18 protein-coding genes are annotated in these 14,100 nt (G+C 74.0%); all 18 read right to left on the bottom strand.

Annotated elements, in window-relative coordinates; translation table 11 throughout:
- Window positions 1-21: 21 nt before the first annotated feature.
- The gene (locus ACFXAM_RS21780; protein WP_380293638.1) at window positions 22-273 is read right to left on the bottom strand and encodes a hypothetical protein; all 252 of its coding nucleotides are present in this window, start codon (window positions 271-273) and stop codon (window positions 22-24) included.
- An 8-nt stretch (window positions 274-281) separates the two neighbouring features.
- On the bottom strand, window positions 282-1,289 hold the full coding sequence (locus ACFXAM_RS21775) for a DUF4259 domain-containing protein (RefSeq protein WP_380293649.1): 1,008 nt from the start codon (window positions 1,287-1,289) through the stop codon (window positions 282-284).
- Window positions 1,290-1,351: 62 nt separating this feature from the next.
- Complete coding sequence (locus ACFXAM_RS21770; protein ID WP_380293636.1) at window positions 1,352-2,140, bottom strand: hypothetical protein; 789 nt, start codon at window positions 2,138-2,140, stop codon at window positions 1,352-1,354.
- Between the two features lie 41 nt (window positions 2,141-2,181).
- Window positions 2,182-2,898: an HAD family hydrolase gene (locus tag ACFXAM_RS21765; protein ID WP_380293634.1), complete on the bottom strand. Its 717-nt coding sequence runs from the start codon at window positions 2,896-2,898 to the stop codon at window positions 2,182-2,184.
- Window positions 2,899-3,018: 120 nt separating this feature from the next.
- Window positions 3,019-3,936, bottom strand: a complete 918-nt coding sequence (locus tag ACFXAM_RS21760) for a DUF4259 domain-containing protein (RefSeq protein ID WP_380293632.1) — start codon at window positions 3,934-3,936, stop codon at window positions 3,019-3,021.
- Window positions 3,937-3,964: 28 nt separating this feature from the next.
- Window positions 3,965-5,164 carry an MFS transporter gene (locus ACFXAM_RS21755; RefSeq protein WP_380293630.1) on the bottom strand — a complete coding sequence of 400 codons (1,200 nt, stop codon included), beginning with the start codon at window positions 5,162-5,164 and terminating at the stop codon, window positions 3,965-3,967.
- A complete protein-coding gene (locus ACFXAM_RS21750) occupies window positions 5,158-5,616 on the bottom strand; it encodes a hypothetical protein (RefSeq protein WP_380293628.1) in 459 nt (152 codons plus the stop codon). The genes ACFXAM_RS21755 and ACFXAM_RS21750 overlap by 7 nt, the downstream gene beginning before the upstream one ends.
- 65 nt (window positions 5,617-5,681) lie before the next feature.
- On the bottom strand, window positions 5,682-6,557 hold the full coding sequence (locus ACFXAM_RS21745; RefSeq protein WP_380293626.1) for a winged helix-turn-helix transcriptional regulator: 876 nt from the start codon (window positions 6,555-6,557) through the stop codon (window positions 5,682-5,684).
- Between the two features lie 43 nt (window positions 6,558-6,600).
- Window positions 6,601-7,089 carry a hypothetical protein gene (locus tag ACFXAM_RS21740; RefSeq protein WP_380293624.1) on the bottom strand — a complete coding sequence of 163 codons (489 nt, stop codon included), beginning with the start codon at window positions 7,087-7,089 and terminating at the stop codon, window positions 6,601-6,603.
- Window positions 7,086-7,832, bottom strand: a complete 747-nt coding sequence (locus ACFXAM_RS21735; protein WP_380293622.1) for a hypothetical protein — start codon at window positions 7,830-7,832, stop codon at window positions 7,086-7,088. Before ACFXAM_RS21735 ends, ACFXAM_RS21740 begins: the two co-directional genes overlap by 4 nt.
- Before the next feature lie 12 nt (window positions 7,833-7,844).
- On the bottom strand, window positions 7,845-8,423 hold the full coding sequence (locus ACFXAM_RS21730) for a DUF4913 domain-containing protein (RefSeq protein WP_380293620.1): 579 nt from the start codon (window positions 8,421-8,423) through the stop codon (window positions 7,845-7,847).
- Between the two features lie 96 nt (window positions 8,424-8,519).
- On the bottom strand, window positions 8,520-9,560 hold the full coding sequence (locus ACFXAM_RS21725) for a DNA cytosine methyltransferase (protein ID WP_380293647.1): 1,041 nt from the start codon (window positions 9,558-9,560) through the stop codon (window positions 8,520-8,522).
- 216 nt (window positions 9,561-9,776) lie between these two features.
- The gene (locus ACFXAM_RS21720; protein WP_380293618.1) at window positions 9,777-10,403 is read right to left on the bottom strand and encodes a hypothetical protein; all 627 of its coding nucleotides are present in this window, start codon (window positions 10,401-10,403) and stop codon (window positions 9,777-9,779) included.
- Between the two features lie 55 nt (window positions 10,404-10,458).
- On the bottom strand, window positions 10,459-10,950 hold the full coding sequence (locus ACFXAM_RS21715; RefSeq protein ID WP_380293616.1) for a hypothetical protein: 492 nt from the start codon (window positions 10,948-10,950) through the stop codon (window positions 10,459-10,461).
- 152 nt (window positions 10,951-11,102) lie between these two features.
- The gene (locus tag ACFXAM_RS21710) at window positions 11,103-11,747 is read right to left on the bottom strand and encodes a hypothetical protein (protein WP_380293614.1); all 645 of its coding nucleotides are present in this window, start codon (window positions 11,745-11,747) and stop codon (window positions 11,103-11,105) included.
- Entirely contained in the window at window positions 11,744-12,337 is a 594-nt protein-coding gene (locus ACFXAM_RS21705) for a hypothetical protein (RefSeq protein ID WP_380293612.1), read from the bottom strand. The genes ACFXAM_RS21710 and ACFXAM_RS21705 overlap by 4 nt, the downstream gene beginning before the upstream one ends.
- Window positions 12,334-12,909: a hypothetical protein gene (locus ACFXAM_RS21700; RefSeq protein ID WP_380293610.1), complete on the bottom strand. Its 576-nt coding sequence runs from the start codon at window positions 12,907-12,909 to the stop codon at window positions 12,334-12,336. Before ACFXAM_RS21700 ends, ACFXAM_RS21705 begins: the two co-directional genes overlap by 4 nt.
- A gap of 46 nt (window positions 12,910-12,955) precedes the next feature.
- On the bottom strand, window positions 12,956-14,095 hold the full coding sequence (locus tag ACFXAM_RS21695) for a DnaB-like helicase N-terminal domain-containing protein (protein WP_380293608.1): 1,140 nt from the start codon (window positions 14,093-14,095) through the stop codon (window positions 12,956-12,958).
- Between the last annotated feature and the right edge of the window lie 5 nt (window positions 14,096-14,100).

Genomic DNA, 14,100 nt, shown 5'->3' with positions numbered 1-14,100 from the left:
TCCAATTTGGGCTTCGACACCTCAAGGATCACAGAGGACGGCGTGTTTCACGTCCAGCCGTAGATCAGCGCACCCACACATGCGGCAGGAGAGCCCGATTTCGCCGGGGTCCATGCCGGCGGCCGGATCGCCCAAAGCGTCCCGGAGGGATTCCTGTTCCTCGGTGGAGCGCTCGGTGAGCCCCACGGACAGCAGGGTGCGCACGGCGCCGGGCGGCGCAAGCAACTCGAGCGCCCGGGTGACGCGCGCGCTTCGGTCGACGTAGGGGGGCACGAGGGTCCTTACGGATGGAGCGGACGGGAAGGGGCCGCCAGGACGCCCGCCGCCGGCGCGGCAGTTGGCGAACTGGAGAGCCTGACCGTGCTGCGCGCGCGGGCCGCCGTCTCGCGAGGGAGCGCGGCGGGAACGTTGGCGGCGGCGCGTTCGTAGCGGGCGACCAGGTCCTGGAGCGCGCGCTGGGCGAGGTCGAAGCGGGCTCCCAGGGACTCCAGCTCGACGCCGGTGAACCGTAGGACACCGTTGTGCTGCACGCCGCGGTGGTCCCCCTGGGCGATCGGCGTGAGGGCCTCGGCGGCGCGGGCGGCCACCGCGCGCAGTTCGCGGTCGAGGGAGTCCACCTCGCTGGCCTGGTGCTCGACCAGCCCGGCGAGCGCGTGCGCCGTGGTCGCCTTGGGGTGCCGGTCGGGCAGGTCCCAGGCGTCGTCGACGCCGAGCCGGCCCTGGACGTACTGCTGGCCGGCGAACACCCGGCGCTGCGGGCGGGGGGTCACCGTCGCCGCGGCCGTGTCGGCTTGAGCTGGTGGCTCCCGCCGAGGAGGAGCTGGAGCGCTCGGGACGGCGGCGCTGCCCGTCACCGGTGTGTAGCCGATCAGCGGGGGTGGCTCGTCCTGGATCGCGAGGCGGATCTGCACCACGTTGGCCAGCCACTGCTCGCCCCTCGCGCCGTCGTGCCACCGCACAACCTCCGCCTCGGCGTTGGCGAGGACACGGTCGAGCGCGGCGACCGCCTTGGGCCCCAGCTCCTGCGGCAGGGCGGGCACCGGCTCCCACGGGCCGCCGGAGAGGGTGATGCCGGCACCCGCCGGTCGCTGGGAGGCGATCACGGCGGAGGCGGCGATGACCTGCTGCGCGAGTTCCGTGTCGAACGCGCTGTCCGGCACGCTGGTCGCGGTGTCGAAGAGCCGGTGGAGAAACGGGGGCAGTTCGTCGGGGAAGAGGGTGTCGAAGCGGTCGGCGATGCCGGTCGCGGTGTCGTTGTGGAACGGGCCGGTGTCCCAGCTGCCGCTGATGGAATTCCTCCTGGTCGAAGTCGGGGAGCACGGACGCTGTCCGGGCCGTGGCCCGGAGCAGCTCAGCCGCGAGCGCGGCTGCGGGGCGCTGACACCGCGACGCTGGCGCCGGCGAGCGGGAGCGGCGCCTCGCCCACGGTGCCGGCAGGCCGGGTCCGGGCCGCGGCAGCGCGCCCGTCCGCCGCCCGCAGCTCCTCGTAGCGGGCTTGCCCGGCGGGGGTGAGGGCGAGCATGCGACCCTCCTGCAGGCCCTGCGCCGGGTAGCTCTCCACCAGCTTCTGGTCGATCAGCTCGTTGACCGTGGCGACGGCGAGGGTGCCGGGGGCGACGATGCGAAGGCGGCCACTGGCAAGGCCGCGGTAGATCGTGACGCCGCCGTCGCCGATGCTCTGCAGAGCCTGCTTCTGCCGGGCGGGCAGCGCGGCCTTCGAGGTCTGCGCCGACGTGGCGTGGCGGGCCGTCGCCTTGGCACGTGCGGGAGTTGGATCCACCGGGGGTGTGAAGGCCGGCAGTTCCTGGTAGACGGCGACCAAGCCGGTCAAGGACCGGTGCAGCTCGGTGCGGCGGGTTACGAGGAGGTCGATGTCGAGGCTGGTGGCGCGCAGGATGCCGTTGGTGACCGGGAAGTCGGCGTCCTGGCCGGCGGAGATGCGCTGGAGGTCGCGACCCAGGGAGGTGGCGAGTTCGACGATGCGGCTCTGCACGTGGTCGAGCGTGCTCGCAGCGGTGACGATCTGGTCGGCGACGGCCCCGTGGAGCGTGGCGGTGCCCCGTCCGGGTAGGTCTTGCGGGCGCACGACCTGCAGTTCGGCCCACACCAGGCGGGTGCCCAGGTCGGTGCTACCGGGCACCCTCGGCTTCCAGCCGGTGATCGGGCGTCCGCTCGGCGCGCTCACGCGGCGGTCAGATGGTGCTCGGCGATGAGGCAAGAGCCCATGAGGCAAAAGCCCAGGTTGACGGCGTCCTGGATCGTGTCCACCACCGGTACGCCGGCGGTGTCCAGGCGCGCCTCGCCGTGCAGGCCGCTGGTGTGCAGCACGGCCACGGCCCCGACCGCCTGGGCGGCAACCGCGTCGTCGACGCTGTCGCCGATCACCAGGGTGCGGGCCGGGTCGACCAGCGGGCCCAGGGCCTGAAGGTGGGCGGCCATCGCCGGGGCCTTGCTCGGCACGGACGCACCGGGACGGCCGTCGATGCGCTCCAGCAGCCCGGCGATGCCGACCTGGCCGACCTCGGCAACGAGCCGCTCGTGCGGCGCGAGCGACAGCAGGCTCTGTCGGACCCCCCGGGCGCGCAGCTGCATCATCAGCTGCCGGGCCCCGTCCTGCAGCCGTACCGGCCGGCGGCCGAGTTCGGCGAGGAACGCGGTGTCGGCGGCGTGCCACTCCTCGTCGTCCAGCACACGGCCGAGAACGTCGGCGTAGAAGTCCCGGATCGGCATCCGGTGCAGCGCCTGGTAGGTCTCCACGGTGATCGGCACGGAGCGGCCGAGGGCGGGCAGGGTGGCGTTGAGGGCCGCGACGTGATCGGTGAGGTCGTTTCGAAGGGTGCCGTTCCAGTCCCAGATCACGGTGAGGGGGGCGGTGGCGCGGGTCGTGGCGGTGCTCAAGTAGAAGTCTCCATACGGAAGTTGTGATGCCATGGGCCGAAGGTAGACGGCATGGGCCGGGTGAGGAGTGCCCCAGGGGCCTCGGCACAGCGGTGCCGGTGGCCGCCGCGGGGGCGGTGGTCAGCGGGGGCGGCCCGGCTGTTTGCCGGGGGCGGTCGGCGGGGCGAAGAGCTCCAGCGGTACCGCTTGGCCGGTGGTGGCGGAGCGCCGGCGGGCGGCCGAGGCACGGTTGCCAGGTGCGGGGCCGATCAGTGCCAGTTGCAGCTCGAGCAGCCCGACGAGGTGCTCGCGCCGGGTGGCCCGTACGGCCAGTGCCGTGTGGAGCGGCCCAGTGCCGCCGGGTGCGGGCAGCTGGTGCCGGTCGACGCCGTCTGAGCCTTCCACGATGTGCTGCAAGGCGGTTCGCGTGTGCTCCAGCGTGGCCATCGACTCCTGGGCGATGCGCAGCACTTCGGCGTGCGCGGCGTCGAGTTGGGCGGCGGCTTCGTGCAGCTGGCGCATCAGCAGGCGCGGCGCGCCGGCCAGGCGAGGGCCCGCGAGTTCGCGCAGCCGCTCCGCGCCCACCATCGCGTGGAGCATGTGGGTGCCGATCTCGGTGGGGCCGGGCGGGGGTGGGGTGTAGACGGTGGTGAGCGGCCGGTCGGGGTCGAGGACGAAGCGCAGCTGCTCGATGTTCTCCAGCCACTGCTCGCCCTTGTTGCGTACGAACCAAGAGTCCACGCTGGACTGGACGTTGGCGAGGAGGAGGTCGAGCGCCGTCGCGGCCAAGACCCGTACGTCGGAGGGGAGCTCGGGAATCGCCTTCCTCGGCCAGTAGACGCTCCGCTGGGGGCCGCCCGGGCACTGGGCGGCGACCAGGGCGGCTGCGGCGACTGCCGTCAGCCGGTCCGTGTCCCACGGGGGTGCTCCGGCGTCCACGAAGGCGTTCAGTCGAGTGGTGATGATGCCGGGGCGCTGGTGAGAGCGGGCGCGGTCGAGGTCGCCGGCGAGGTCCCCGGCGTCGTCGTTGTCGAACGGTCCGGTGTCCCAAGTGCCCACCGGTTACCTCCTCTCGTCGTGGTCGGGCTCAGGCCGGTCGGTGGGCCAGCGAGCGATGCCCCAGGCGCAGTACGAGCGCGGCGGTGGCGGCGCCGAGCAGCGGGACGGCGGCTGTGGCGGTGTGGCCGAGCGCCGACAGCTGTCCCGCGGCGGCGGCGCCGGCGGCCTGGCCGAGGCCGATGAGCGAGATCAGCCAGGCGGCGGCCTCGGCGGCGGTCCCGCTCGGCGCCAGGCCGTCGCAGGTGAGGAAGGCACAGGCCAGAAACGGGGCGAGGAGCAGCCCGGGCAGGACGCTCGCCGTGACCGTGAGCCACGGCGGAGCGGGCATGAGCAGGGTAGTGAACGCGCAGGCATACCCGGCGGCAACTACGGGCAGAGCGTTGCTGGTTGGCCACGGCTGCCGGAGCCTGGCCCACGCGGTGCCGCCGATCAGGCTGCCCAGTGACAGCGCGGTCGGCAGCAGGCCGGCGAGCCACCCGTCGTGGTGCCGGTCGGCGACGCCGAGCGCCAGCACGGGGAACGAGCCGAGAGTCACCCCGAGGAACATCGCCGCGGCCAGCAGGACGAGCAGGCCCCTGGAGCGCAGCGGCCCGAGCCAGTGAACCGGCCGCGCCGCGGACCGTACCCGGGCCGGGCGGCGCACGGCGACGGCGGCGGTGCCTGCAGCGGTGGCGACCGCGCAGGCTGTCAACGCCCCGTGAGGAGAGGCGAACTGGGACACCGTGGTGGCCAGCAGCGGGCCCGCGACGAACACCAGCTCCTGGGAGGCGGAGTCGAGCGCGAACACCCGGTGGTGGTCGATCGGGTCGACCAGGCGCTTCCACATCGCCCGAAGTCCGGCCTCCAGTGGCGGAGTCGCCAGGCCCGCGACAGCCGCAAGGACGGCGGCGGCGAGCGGCTGTGCGGCGAAGTCGACACCAGCCAGGGCGGTGAACGCGGCGCATGACACCCCCGCTGCGGCGGGCGCGACGACGGACAGAGCGGAGCGGTCGACCGCGCGACCCAGCAGCGGCTGGCCTACCGCGCCGGCCAGCGCGTACAGGGCGGCCAAGAGCGCGCCGAGCGCGGTGGAGGCGTGGTCGGCCCGGGCGGCCAGGAGGAGGCCGATGGGGGCCATCGAGGCCGGCAGCCGCCCGATGAGGGTGCCCGCGAGCAGCGGGGTGACGTGCGGGGCGCGCAGGATCGACCGCCCCGTGGCCTCCGGCCTCGTGGAGGTCGGATTCAGCACGTGCAGGACCCGGCGGCCAGGAGCGGGCGCAGCTCGGTCGTGCGCTGCAACGCGACGCTGGCCAGAGCGGCGGCGCGCATGCGCGCCGCCCGTGCCAGATTGAAGCGCTCGTCCGCGTCATACTCCGGCTTCGCCATCTCCTCCCGGGCGGTGGCCAGCGCACCCATGGCGGACGTGAGGTGCTGGGCGGAACCGCCGATGGCCTCGATGCAGTGGCGCACCGCGCACGGCGCAAGGTTCTCGGCCGCGATCACCTGCGGAAGGAACATCGCCTTCGTGACGTGGGAGCACGCGATGGCCAGCTCATGGGCGAAGAGCAGCGTGTCGAGATCGCTGGCCCTGAGCGGCAGTTCGAGCACGGCGATGGTCTGAGCCAGCAGGGTGATGTCCTCGTCGAGGAGGTCGACCAGCTGCTCGGGCAGCTTCGGGGAGGCACCGGACGGCATGGGCACGGAGGGCAAGATGAAGAACCTCGGGGTAGGCGGAGCGGGAGGACTCGGCGGCGTGAGGGCCGCGGTCAGCGCGAGTGCGCCGCGGCGGTGACGAGGACGGACGCGGGCTGGGGACCGGGGGCGTGGGAGAAGGTGAGCTGCAGGGTCACGCCGCGCAGTACGGCGGCCGACGCGCGGGAGGCCAGCGGCCGTTCCGGCGCCCGGGGCGAAGAGAAGGCAGCGGCGCGGACCGGGCTCGCCACCACGACGGCGCTGTTGCCGGCGGCGGCCAGCGCGGTGCCGGCCCGCACCGGGGACGCTGCGGACACCTGGTGCTCGGCGGTCCAGTCCGACAGCTCGCCGTACACCCGGCCGAGCGCGACACCGGCTTCGCCGAGACCCCACCGGTAGGAGCGGCGCGTGCCGCTGCGGACGACCAGGCCGCGCTCCTCCAGGGTGAGCAGCCGCTGGTAGGCGGCGGCCTTGTCCCGGGTATTGAGGGAGGAGACCATCTGCGGGTAGGCCAGTCCGTCGTGCTGCCCCAGCGTCGTGAGCAGCGGGATCGCGTGCGAGCCGGCCAGCAGCCCCAGCGTCTCCTCGATCATCTCCGGGGCCTGCGCGGCCGGTGCGCCGGGGCGCGGGTAGCGCTGGGCCCAGGTGAGGGCGGTGGCGTACAGCGGTGCCAGGGCCTGGCCGGACGGCGAGAGGGCGAGGTCGTTCCCGCCGACACCGGCCGGGGTGCGGGTGATGACGCCCGCCCCGGCGAGGGAGCGGGACGCCGAGTAGAGGCTGCTCACCGGCACGATCGGGTCGGCCGCCAGGAGATCTCCGGCGGTCATCGGTCCCCGCCGCAGCGCGTGCACGACCCGCGTGGCCCACCGGGTGGAGAGGACCTCGGCGGTGTGGTGCACGGCGTTCGGGAGGGTCTGCGGAGCGGCGGTCGTGGTGACGGTCGAGGACATGCGGTGATCTCCGATCGGGCTTTCGGCTGGGTGTCGGGCGGGTTCAGCGCGGGCGGGAGGCGGGCGAGAGGGCGACGGCGGGTGACGCCGTGCTCGTGGTGGCGGCGGCCTGGGCCGGAGAGGGGCGGGATGAGGAGGCGAGGGCGGCCTGGAAACGGGCCGGCATTCCGCGCCCTGCTTCCTGGGCGGTGGCCTGCCGCAGGCGGCGGGCCGCGGTCTCGTAGACCGCGACCCCCCGGCGCTCGCCCACGGCGACCAGGTGGATGCCCAGCAGATGGCGGGGGTTGCGCGGCGCCCGGCGCTCGGTGTAGACGAGCCGGTAGGCCATCGCGTCGTCGAGGTAGACCTTCCGGGCGCCCCGCAGATCGCGCTCACCGTGCTGTTCAAGGAGCGGGCCGCGCACCTCCGCCTTCACCAGCCGGTCGAGGTAGCTGAGTGCCAGCGTGCGCACGTGGCCCGGCACCGTCAGCAGGTCGGCCAGCGCCTCCGGGTGGGCGCTGAAGCCGGGCAGCGGCCGGGCGGGTGCGCTCACCGCACGGCCCTGCGGGAGACCGCTGCCGCCCCGGCGAGGACCGCGGCGCTCTCCTGGACACCAGTGCCGCGCTGGCCGGTGCCGGTGGTACGGGCGCGGGCGGCACTGGCCTGCGGGCTGACGACGACGCTCACCTCATCGCCGACGACCGGCGGTAGCGGCGTGCGCCGGTTCTCCAGCCACTGCTGGACCTCCTGCGGACTGCTGAAGCTGCCCTCGCGCAGGGTGTACCCGCGCATGTGGTGGGCGGATTCCAGCTGGAGAAGGAAGGGGCGTTCGGAACCGGCGGCGGCGTTGTCGCGCAGCAGCGCCCAGGTCTCGCCGTACTCGACGCCGTGCTCGACGAGCTGGTAGCGCGAGCCGGACTCCACGATCCGGGCGGCGGCAGCCGCGCTACGGGCATCGGCCGGCGCGCCGGCGCCGCGGGCATGCCGGAGGAACTGCTCCGGGGCGGCACCGCGCTGCACGAGCCAGGCCGCCGCGGCGGCGAAGGTGGGCATCGACTCGGCGGCCAGGGCGAACGTCTCGCCGTCCTCGTTGTAGTGCAGGTGCGCCGCGACGGCGGGCATCCCCCACTCGTTGTAGCCCTCGAAGAGGAGGAAGTTGTCGCTGCCGCCCAGGCCGTCGGGAACGGTGGTCTCGTTGAGCAGCTCGTACGAGCCCTCTGCGGCCAGGAGGTGGACCTGGGCTTCGGCGGAGTCCGCGTCCGCAGGGCGGTGGTCGGGCAGGTTGAAGTCGGGCAAGGTCGGGTCCGATCAGGCAGCGAGAGGGAGCGTGGGCGGGGTGGGGTCGGTGAGGGCGGGGTGCGGCAGCAGGCGGTGGCTGATGTGGCCTCCGCTGGAGGTGCACGCCGCGAACGGGCCGTCTGCCGAGCGCAGCTTCATCAGCGCGGGCTCGAGATGGTCCCGCTGCCACGAACTGGGCCCGGCCGCCCCCGACTCGGGATCGATCGCGGCCTGCCAGGCCAGCCACAGGGCGTGCAGTCGCGCGACGGCCTCCGGGTGCTCCTTCCACCGGGGGCACCAGGGCTTGCCGGCCGTGGTCTCGGGCCCGTAGATCTTGGTGAAAATCTCGTCTACCCATGGGGTCATCAGCTCCAGTTCGTTGAGGTACTGCGGGTCGTCGAAGGCGAGGATGAACAGCGGCTCACCTGCGCCAGGGGCGTCCGGATCGTCGCCGTCCTCGGGGTCGAGGGCGGTGGTCATGCTGGCCAGCTGTTCGGCCTGCAGGTCGAAACCTGCCGCGAGCGCGGCCAGCTTCGCCGTCAGGACGTCGATCTGGGCGTTGGTGTAGCCGGCTGGTGCGGCGTCCGGGTTCGGCTCGGGGGTGGTCAAAAGGGCGGGTGCCTCTCGTCGGCGGGTGATGACACGAGGATGCGCGCTCGACGGCTCGCTCCAGCGAGCCGAACTTGGTGTATAAGCACGCCCTGCTCACCGCCGCCCACAGCAGCGGGCGGCGGTGAGCAGGGCGTGGGCGCCGAGCAACTCCAAGGCAGCGCTGGCTTGTTGGGGTACGACGCCGTTGCCCAGGGCGGTCAGCTGAGCGGAACGGCTCAGGCCCGGCACACCGGTGACGTGGCCGGAATCGAGGCCCATGATCCACTCGACGAAGCGCGGATCGAGCCGTCCGCGCTCGTTGGTCGGCTCCGGGGCGGGGCGGGTGGCGCGCTCCCAGCGGGCGATGGCCGGCCCGTACGGGCCCCACCGGTTCAGGCCGTGGTGCCCGGTTCCCAGATCGGCAGGATCACCAGGGGCAGCGGCGGGCGGGAGGCCGCCTCGGTCCGCCGTCCGGGAGTCCCGGTGCTCGCTGTCTGCGGCGTCGCCCGCAGCTGCGCAGTCGCGGAGGGAAGGGTCAAGTCGCCCTTCGACCCGCGGCTGTTGGGTCCGCCGTGGGTGCCGTCGCTCGCCTTCGGAGTCGGGAGAAGAAGGTGCTCCACCTCGTCGCTCAAGTTGGGGCCGTGCCCGTTCGAGCGCCTCTTGTCCGGATGCTGGCTGCCTCCGATCGCCCCCAAGTTGGAGGTCGGGGTCTTGAGCAGCGTGACCGCGTGCCCCAGGTCCTCCCGTTTCGGGTCCGGCCCCTTCGCATCGCGAGCCTTCGGCGTCGGAAGGCCACGCGGCGAGGAAAAGTCGCTCGCGCCTGTGGGGTGCACCGACGTCGGAGGCGCGAAGCACTGTCCATCGCGCATCCATCCCGAGGTCGGAAAGGGTGCCGAGAACCGCGCCGAGTGCCCGCAGAGCAGGCTCACCTCCGCCGTCTCCCAGATCGCACCACGGGCATTCCAGGTCGCCATCGGCTGGCGAGGAAGCACCGGCGGAGAGGATTCCGCGGACGTTTTCAATGATCACCATCTTGGGCTTGAGGACGTCGATCGCGCGGGCGATGGTGTGCCACAGTCCAGAGCGGGTGCCCTCCACGAGCCCGGCCCTCTTGCCGGCGACCGAGAGGTCCTGGCACGGGAAACCGGCCGTCAGGACGTCGATCGGTTCGACGCTGCTCCAATCAACTGCGGTGATATCGCCGTGGTTTGGCGTCTCTAGGCCAGTGGTGGTCGAGGATCGCCGCGGCGCTGGGGTTCATCTCGGCATGCCACACGACCTCGCCGCCGAGGGCGGCCTTCACGCCCATGTCCAACCCCCCGTAGCCGGAGCACATGCTGCCGATCCGTAGTGGCAGATGGGCGTGCCGGGTCATCGGCGCGCCCCGGAGGTGGCGCGGGCGGCGACGGCCGGGGAAGACACTGCGACCTGGGCCTTCGGGCCGGCGGCCTCGGCGGCGGTCCGCGGTGTGGAGGGCGCGGCCGTGGGCGGGTAGGGGGCGGCGGCCGAACGGACGGCCTTGCGGGCGTACTCGCCCATCGGCGCGCACGTGATCGCCCGCAGCGCCTCGGGCTCGGGGCCGGTGAGGCCGTGCGCGATCTGCGCCAGCTTCCAGGCGCCCTCCTGGAGGATGTCGCGGGCCGCGCCCAGCGAGCGGAAGTACTGGATGCGCCCGGCGCTGCTGGCGGGGCGTTCCGGGGCCAGCTCGATCTGGATCGCGGCGATCAGCGCCGGGTGGGCGCGAAGTGTGGCTTTGCTGATGAGCAGGCTGCCGTAGCCGTAGGCGATGGTGCTGCGGTGCCAGGCGACGTCCTCGGGCGGTGCGTCGGCTCCGGTCGGCGGCATCTCGTCGGAGGAGTTCGCGAGGAGGGTCTGCTGCAGCTCGCAGAGCTGCTCCAGGACCTCGGCGAGGCGTTGACGCTGCGGGTCTCGGTGGCAGTAGACGTGGAAGAGCTGCTCGCTGGCGGTGTGGAAGCCGTTGGCGACTTGCAGCAGCATGCCGGACTGTTGGTCGACGGACAGGGGCAGGACGGGGCTCCTGATGGGGAGGGGGTCAGCGCCGGGGCTTGGCGGCGGTGCGGGGCAGGGCGGCGACCGGCCGCGGTTCCTCGGCGGGGCGGCGCCGGAACGCCGAGCGGAGCCGGCCGGTGAAAGAGCGAGCGGCGTTCGCGCGGGCGGCCGTCTGCGAACGATCGGACTGGCCGGAGGCGGGAAGCTGCTCGGCAGTTGCGCGCAGTTCCCGCGCTGAGGCGGCCAGTTGGGCGGAAGCCTCGTGGTAGAGGTCGGCCGGCCGGTGGCTGCCGGCGTCGGGGATCGCCCACACGTTCGCGTTCATCGCGACGTTGAAGAGGGCGACCAGGTGCCGCTCGGCCGTCGCGACCCTGTTGGTCGCAGCGGCCAGGGCGATGGCGGTGCGGCGGGCCGCGGTCGTCGCGGTGGGGTCCAGCGCGATGCTCGGCGCGTACTCGGTGGCGGAGTTGACCGTGGCGGTCTGGACCTCCTGCAGATCCACCAGGTGGCGCCGGACGTCCAGGACGTCCGGCACCTCGTTGAAAGACGGGGCGAACGGTCCCGGCAGGGCCGCCGCGACGGCTTCGATCCGCTGGGCGGCCAGCAGCAGGCGCTGCTGGTGGTCGTCGATGGTGACGGTGGGCGCGGTGGCCTCCGATCGTCGGGCCGGACGGGCCGGCGCATTGGTCAGGTGCGGCGCAGCGGAACGACCGTTGCGGGAGGGGAGTTGGAGGCCGCCTGCGCGGACGGCTCGGCGGGCGGGGAGACCAGGACGAGGGCGGGCGAGCGGCGAAGGGCGGCGTCCACGCGGCGCTCGCTCTCCCCTGCGGCCGGTGGCCGGCTCCCGGGCGGTGCCGCCGCTGGCCGGCGGGCGGCGAGGCTGCTGATCGGGGACGGAGCGGCGGTGGCCGTGGCGGCTTCGGCCAGTACCTGCGCCGTCGAGCTCACCGTGCTGCGGGCCGTGGCGAGTGCGCGCCTGGCGCTGGTCTGCGTCTGGGGGCTCGGCGCCGGGTCGGCGAGCAGGGCCGCCGCCCTGGCGAGGCTGGCCTGCGCGAGGGAGAGGGCCGAGGCGGTGGAGGTGAAGACGCCGAGGCCCGGGTCGGGGCTCGCGCTCGTCGAGCGGAAGAACACCTCGTCGAGCGGGGCCGCGACTAGCTCGTGCAGGCGCACCATCGGCCAGGACAGGTCCCGCATCGCGGGCAGCGGCTCGTGCGGCTCCGGCACGGGGATCGCCCGCTCGAAGGCGCTCAGCTGCCCGGCGAGCGAGAGCAGGGCGTCCACGTCGGCCTGGCTCAGCCCGGCCGCCGGGGGAACCGGGGTGTTGCTGGTCAACCGCGCCTCCGGGAGGGGGCGGAGGCGGCGGGCGAGGTGATCACCTGTGCCGCTGCGGCGGGAGCGGGACGGCTCGGGCTGGGCGGGAGGCGGGCGGCGAAGGCGAGCACCGCCTCGGCTCCCTGCACCGCGCACTGGTCCGCGTTGTCCAGTGCGGCGGCGGCGTGCTCGGCGCGGCGAAGGCGCAGCGCCTCGGCGGGGCTGCCCACCCGGTCCGGCGGGGACTGCACGTACTTGATCGAGAGGTCGAGAGCCGCTCCGAGGTGCCGGTGGACGGTGGCCGCGTGGCTCATCGCGACGTTGTACGCCCCGGCTAGCGGGGCCGCCAACGGGTTGTCGACCGGCTGGCTTCCGTAGTGCTCGGCGTTGTCGCCGCAGTGCCGGATGAACGCCTGCGCCTGGCGGGCCTGTTCCAGCAGGGCCCTGCGGTCGGGGACGCCGGGAGCCGGCCCGGAGGGGGTGGCGGCGGCGTTGTGCCCCAGGGCGCGCAGCATCCCAGCGACCACCTCCAGGTCGCTGCGGTAGGAGGCGGCCGAGCCGGACAGGGCGCCACCGAAGGTGGCCGGGCCGGCGGTGGTGAGCGGCCTCATCGGCGCCGTCCCGGGAGGGTGGCGACCTGCTGCCCGACTGGCACCGGGGGCGAGGCGATCGTGGGCGCGGTCCGGCCGGCGGCGGTGCGGGCGGTGGCGGCCAGGGCGCGCGGAGCCGGTCGGTGCGTGAGCGCGGCGGCGGGGCCGTTGAGCATCCGGGCGTCGCGGCGCAGGTTCTCGGCGGCGCTGTTGAGAGCGAGCCGGGTCCTGGACAGTGCCACGTTCAGCTGCTGGGTGCCGCGTTCGCGGACCTCGTCGGCGCGCCGGCCGCCGAGGCCGTCGACCTCGTAGAGCCGTCCGGCCATCGCGGTGGCCCGGCCGATCGCGCCGAGCGCTTCGCCCAGCTGCGCGCTCGCCGTCGTCAGGGAGCGCACAGCGATTCGGTCGGCGGTCGGGGCGTGCGGGTGGTGCAGCGAGGAGGCGACGCGCAGCAGGTCGTCCTGGCAGTCGCGCAAGGAGCGGGTGTGCGCGGCCAGTTCCCCGATGCCTGGTAGCCCGTCCTCGCGGTAGGCGCGCGGGAGTTCGGCTTCGAGGTGGTCGATGGACTCGGCCGCCGAGTGGAGTCGGCCCACGGACTGGGCACGGGGGGTGGTGGGAGGCAGTGTGGTTCTCCGGTGGTCAGCGTCGGGATCGTACGGTGGTCTCGCCCGGGCGGTCGGGAGGCCGGGCGGCTGGGGAGGACGGCGGGGCGGGGCTGCGGCTGAGCGCGGCTCCCTTGCGCCGGGCGGCGCCGAGGACCACCGGCCCGGCGCGTTCCGCCGGCGGCGATGTCGCCGAACGCAGTCGCTCCTGCACGCGGTCGGCGGGAGCGAGGGCCAGCACGGCCGAACCGAGCAGCGGCCCGGCGGCGATGGAGGCGTCCAGCGCCATCACCCGCACGATGCCGGCCGTGGTGGCCGCTGCCCGCAGCAGCGAGGAACGAAGGACGTGCTCCGCCCAGTAGTCGGGATCGCCCGGAAGACTGTCCGAGCACAGGTCGCGGACCTGGGCCACCGTGATCACCCCGCCGGCCAGGGCGCCCCGCCGCTGCACCTCCCACAGCACCGTCAGCTCGTCGACGGGCTCGCGCCGGTGCGCGAGCGCGACCATGGCGTTGAAGACCGCACGGTGGCCGGCGTCGACGAAGTCCTCGGCCTTGAGCCAGGACGCGATCCGCGGGGTCTGCCCCGCAGAGCTGATCAGGCTGGACAGCAGCATCTGCTCGTTGTGCCGGGCGGCTTCGGCCGCCTTGGCGGCGACGGGCCGTGCGGGAGGGGTGGGCAGCGGCCGGCGGGAGCGCTGGTCGATCGTCCCCCAGGCATCGGCCAGCCGTGCAATCACGGTGTGCAGCACCCCGGTCAGCTCGACGGCGGCCTCGACCGCCTCGGTCTCGGCGGCGTGCAGCAGTCGGTGGGCGTGCTCCTCCAGCGCTCGCCGCACGGCCGTCTCCAGCACCATCCGCCCGTAGGCGGAGGCGTGCGCGGGCCTGGGGCAGGTGGCGATCAGCGTGTGGCCGTAGCTCGCGGTGAACCCGGGGACCTCGCGGGTGGCCGTGGTGATGGCCGTGATGGCCCAGTCCTGCTTTACCTCGTTGCCAGCGTCCGGGGCGAGGGCCAGGTGGCCGGCGGCGTGCTGGGCGAGCAGGATCGCGAAGAAGCCCTCGTGTGCGGGGCGGTAGAAGTGCCGGGGCTCCAGCCACTCCTCCAGCACGCCGAGCTGGGCCGGGTCGAGCAGGCATGCGCCGAGTACCGCCTGCTCGGCCTCCAGTTGCGGGCTCATGTCCC

The sequence above is a fragment of the Kitasatospora sp. NPDC059462 genome, assembly GCF_042749955.1.
Taxonomy (GTDB): Bacteria; Actinomycetota; Actinomycetes; order Streptomycetales; family Streptomycetaceae; genus Kitasatospora.
Note: the sequence above shows the minus strand (reverse complement) of the source record. Positions and strands in the feature narration are given on the sequence as shown.